This is a genomic window from Microcystis sp. M53603_WE2, assembly GCF_030065435.1.
Genome location: NZ_JASJFF010001374.1, coordinates 1 through 4,259, shown reverse-complemented (window position 1 = coordinate 4,259; position 4,259 = coordinate 1). Strand labels below are relative to the sequence as shown.

The following is a 4,259-nucleotide window of genomic DNA, read 5'->3' as shown; positions in this document are numbered from 1 at the left end:
GATGATGGCGAAAATTGATGCACAAGTACGGGAACTTGTCAAGCAATGCCACGATTTAGCAACAAAACTTATCCTTGACAATCGTGTGGCGATCGATCGCTTGGTGGATATACTGATTGAACAGGAAACCATTGACGGCGACGAATTCCGGCGTTTATTGACGGAATTTCAGCAACAAGCGGATCGGTCAATGGTGACTACGGTTTAATTTGCCCTTCGTCTCCTCGCTTCGATTAAGTGGTTAGGAGACGATTTCAGCAGACAATCTGCTAATCAGTCGGACAAAGCCAGAATTAACGACTAACGTTGTGAGCAGGAATTTTATTAATGGAATGGCCGTTATGATTGCCTTTGGTGGAGGCAATAATATTAGCTTCTAAAGCTGAAGTCATCTCGGCCAACATTTCTAGATTAAAACGATAGCCGACGTTGCGGACGGTTTGAATTAAATTAGGTTGCCTGGGATCGGTTTCGATTTTTTTCCGCAGAGAGAGAACATGAGTATCAATTGTCCGGGGATTATCAATTTCCTCGGGCCAAGCGCGACGCAGTAAATCAGCCCTTGATAGGGGTGTTCCCTCCGCTTGGGCTAAAACGTAGAGTAGGCTAAATTCTTGGGGCGTTAATTCGATATACTCCCCGCGAAATTGTACCCGTCGTTGGGCTAAATCTATTTTTAATTGCCCATAATCCAAGTGTAGGGGAGCAGCCCTACTGCCTAAACGACGAGTTAACACTTCTACCCTAGCCATAAATTCTTGCATTCCAAAGGGCTTTTTCAGGTAGTCGTCGGCCCCGGCTTTTAAACCATTGACCACGTCTTTTTCGCTATTGCGGGCCGAGAGAATCAGTATTAAAGACTGTTTTTGTTGATAAAGCCAACGGCAGAGTTCGATTCCATCCCCGTCCGGCAAGTCGGAATCGATAATTGCTAAGGTTGGTTGACGATGAAGGAAAGCTTGACGCGCACTTTGCAGGGTTGCCGATTGGTTAACCAAATAACCGGCCTGTTGCAGATGCCAAGCTAATAGCGATCGCAAGTGCGGGTTGCCCTCAACAATAGAAATATGGATCGATACCACTTGAGTTTCTGCCCCATTACTGCACAGATTGACACATTGTCAGGGTATCAGAATTAATGTCAAGATGTTGTAACAATCGTAACATTCGTCAGGAGTCAGGAGTCAGGAGTCAGGAGTCAGGAGATTATTTTTATACTAAATCTGGTTATTAAAAACTGATTATTTAGGGTTTGCCGAAAAAATCTAAAAACCTTGTTGGGTAAAACTTTTAGACTTTTTGGAAACCAAAAAGTACCAGATCTGGGAGTGATCGGGGGGAAAATTCCTGGACTTTTTCCCTGAAAATTAGGTAATTGACCCCCTCAAAATCGCTAAAACCCTACACCCTACACCCTACACCCTACACCCTGCCCCCAGGAAAAGCTTTTTGCCGCAAACTCTACTTATGCACAAAAAAACTCGTTTACTTTTCCGTAAACGAGTTTACTTTCCATGATATGATCAATAGTCCTTTGAGTTATTTAGCAACTGCTACCGGTGCTTTGACGGGCTGGGGCTGGGGCTGCAGGTCGCGCAAACTTGGGAAAAGGAAGTGGTTTTCCTCCACATATTGCGCTCCAAACAGTCCTTTTTCAGCCCAGAAATAGCGATCGGTTGTATGCTCGTTACGCTTAACAATCAATAAAGCTGGTGGGCTAATGCCTATAGCTTGAATATACTTACGCGCCGCAGTTACGGGTTTATCTTCGCCACTTTCAATACTATACTGGGGTATAAGTTCAAGTATCTTACGTCCTTCTTGACGACGGCGACTTTTACGTTTCCGTTTTCTGGCCAACCCAATTACCTCCTGTTTTGGCTAATCGTTGTAATGATAGTTACAAAAGCCGTAGCAATTATATCCCTTCTAGACCAAGAAATCAAGTGTCTCTCACAAACCCAATTACAGACAAGTTTGACTAGAAGCTAGACTGAGACTAGGTTTAAGTTTTTGTTACAAAAACACACCCACAAATATCGATACAAAACTTATTATTCTTAAACTTTTTTTAATATATACCTTGATCCACCCCGAAAATAGTGACCAAACCCTTGTCCTAATTGCTTTTTGCTGGTTGCCCTCGACTCAAGAGGAGGGTCATTCTCCCCTATGTAAACTGGGAAACAAAACTCGCAACCCTAGCTGTATCTAGGTTTTCTGATTTTTTACTTTTTACTTTCTTGGTATGCCCTTCTCCTCCCCCTCCCGGACTCCCCTGAGTGATGATTTTATTGCCCTCTGTCAGACACAGATGGAACTTTTGCGAGAGCAAATGGAAACGGACAGAAGTGCGGTTTATTTAACTGAACCTTTATCGAGTAATTTAATTCCAGTCGTTGTTTATCCGCCTTTTAATCCCCCTTCTCCCCAAAAAAAGCGGCTTTCCTTACAACCGGGGCAACCGGCGGCAGACTTGTTAACTGCGGTTAAGTTAGAAGATTTATCCCACCTCTGGGGTAATCAGGAGACCGTCAGCGGTCATCGCTTGTTTTTACCCTTAATGTATGAAGAGGGCATGATCGGATTATTGGTGACAACCAGAGAAAAACGACCTTGGCAAAGTTGGGAATTAACCCAGATGGAAAAAATCACCCAAACCCTCGCTTTAGCCTGTGTACTCGATCGCCAATTAGGAGAAGAACGTTATTATCGACAATGGCAAAGTCAGCGCCTCGATACCTTTCTCCATCAAATCCGCAATCCCCTCACCGCTTTAAAAACCTTTGGTAAACTTCTGCTCAAAAGACTTTTAGCCGAAGAAGGTAACGATCCCGCCATTACCGGTATATTGAGGGAAAGCGATCGAGTTCGGGACTTAATTGCCGAATTTGAGGCACAAATTCAGCAAGAAAGCGAAAATTACCCCACCGTCGATATTCCTCTCCTGCAAGCGCAATCTTCCCCCACCGCCTTTCTCTTGCCTGCTGGCAGCGGCCAACTAACTCCGATCGATCTCCATGATATTCTCGATCCGCTGCTCCTTTCGGCCCAGGCCGTAGCCAAAGAGAGAAATCTCAGTCTAGAAACGATTCACGGGGAAGACATACCACTTATTTGCGCCAATATCCCCGGTTTGCGGGAAGTATTCAGCAATTTAATTGATAATGCCCTCAAATATACTCCTGCTGGCGGAAAAGTCACCGTCGAGGTGCAGAATGTTAAGAATAGTGTAGAAATTGTTTTTAAAGACACGGGTTATGGTATAGCGAGGAGCGATCAAGAAAGAATTTTTCAACGTCACTACCGGGGAGTGCAAGCAGGGGGAGATATACCCGGTACAGGATTGGGTTTAGCGATCGCTAAAGAATTAATTACCAGCATGGGGGGGACGATTGAATTTATCAGTCCCAATCCCGAGCAAACAAGTTCCCTCTACCCCGGCACGGTTTTTCGGGTTCATATACCAGTTATAGCCGATGATAACCTCAGTATAGAGGGATGATCTGGTCGTCAATTCTGCCTATTTTCTCGATCGGGAGATTCCTGGGGCGATCGGTTAAAATATATGGAAAATATCAGTGTCAATGGTAACTTGGCCGTGAACCAGAGAATTAAGTAAATTATGCCAACTATCGAACAATTAGAACCCGCCGATAAGGCCGATGTGGTAGTATATATGCCCTACTATGCCAAGGACAAACATAGTATCCTGCCCTATGCGATCGCTTTGTATCAAGCCGGATCTTTAGAAGGTCGTCGTCGCATAGAAAACAGTCAAGGGATTCCCTTTGTGGCATCTTGGTATGTATCAAAATTGCCCTCGGAATTGACCCGTTGTCGTTTACAATTTGAAGGACAGGCCGACCTAAGCTATGAGATGACGATTATTAACGCCGAGTTGATCGAATATCTCATCGATGCGATTAAAACCTTTAAGCAGCTAGGTTCAGCCGACTTTTCCCGGGGATTTTATCGGAAACTGCTGCGATTTGAAGGATAAAAGTCGGGATTTTACGGGTTAAAAAGGAGCAAATCGTGGCGAAATCAGCCAAATCTATACTCATCTCTTCCCTGGAACCCCTCAGTGGTAAATCGGGAACTATCGTCGGTTTAGCGCATCTCTTGCGGCAAAAAGGACTAGAGATAAGTTACGGCAAACCAGTGGGCAATTGTCCGGGCTACGTCGATGGGCAATTGGTCGATGAGGATGTAGAATTTATTCGGCAATTATTAGAATTATCCCCCGAACAGCTGCG

4 protein-coding genes and 2 pseudogenes are annotated in these 4,259 nt (G+C 44.6%); 4 read left to right on the top strand and 2 right to left on the bottom strand.

Features of this window, described 5'->3' with window-relative positions:
• Nucleotides 1-208, top strand: a pseudogene (locus PX481_RS28850) (cell division protein FtsH); the annotation flags it as partial.
• 85 nt (nt 209-293) lie between these two features.
• On the opposite strand, the gene PX481_RS28845 reads toward PX481_RS28850, so the two are convergent.
• Together PX481_RS28845 and PX481_RS28840 are read right to left on the bottom strand one after the other, a co-directional pair.
• Nucleotides 294-1,082 (bottom strand): response regulator transcription factor, encoded by a 789-nt coding sequence (locus PX481_RS28845; RefSeq protein ID WP_004159539.1) that lies wholly within the window; start codon nt 1,080-1,082, stop codon nt 294-296.
• Between the two features lie 457 nt (nt 1,083-1,539).
• Nucleotides 1,540-1,860, bottom strand: coding sequence for a DUF3155 domain-containing protein (locus PX481_RS28840; protein WP_002798554.1), 321 nt, complete (start codon nt 1,858-1,860; stop codon nt 1,540-1,542).
• A gap of 388 nt (nt 1,861-2,248) precedes the next feature.
• Here PX481_RS28840 and PX481_RS28835 point away from each other — a divergent pair, with 388 nt between their 5' ends.
• From PX481_RS28835 to PX481_RS28825, 3 genes and pseudogenes are all read left to right on the top strand, one after another.
• Nucleotides 2,249-3,505, top strand: coding sequence for a GAF domain-containing sensor histidine kinase (locus PX481_RS28835; protein ID WP_288097382.1), 1,257 nt, complete (start codon nt 2,249-2,251; stop codon nt 3,503-3,505).
• 120 nt (nt 3,506-3,625) lie between these two features.
• Nucleotides 3,626-4,003, top strand: a complete 378-nt coding sequence (gene ebsA, locus PX481_RS28830) for a type IV pilus biogenesis protein EbsA (protein ID WP_004159530.1) — start codon at nt 3,626-3,628, stop codon at nt 4,001-4,003.
• Nucleotides 4,004-4,038: 35 nt separating this feature from the next.
• Nucleotides 4,039-4,259 (top strand): annotated as a pseudogene (locus PX481_RS28825) (AAA family ATPase); the annotation flags it as partial.

What these genes read in the sequence shown, in the direction of transcription:
- ebsA (WP_004159530.1), top strand. Translation starts at nt 3,626, where the DNA reads ATGCCAACTATCGAACAATTAGAACCCGCCGATAAGGCCGATGTGGTA.
- PX481_RS28835 (WP_288097382.1), top strand. Translation starts at nt 2,249, where the DNA reads ATGCCCTTCTCCTCCCCCTCCCGGACTCCCCTGAGTGATGATTTTATT.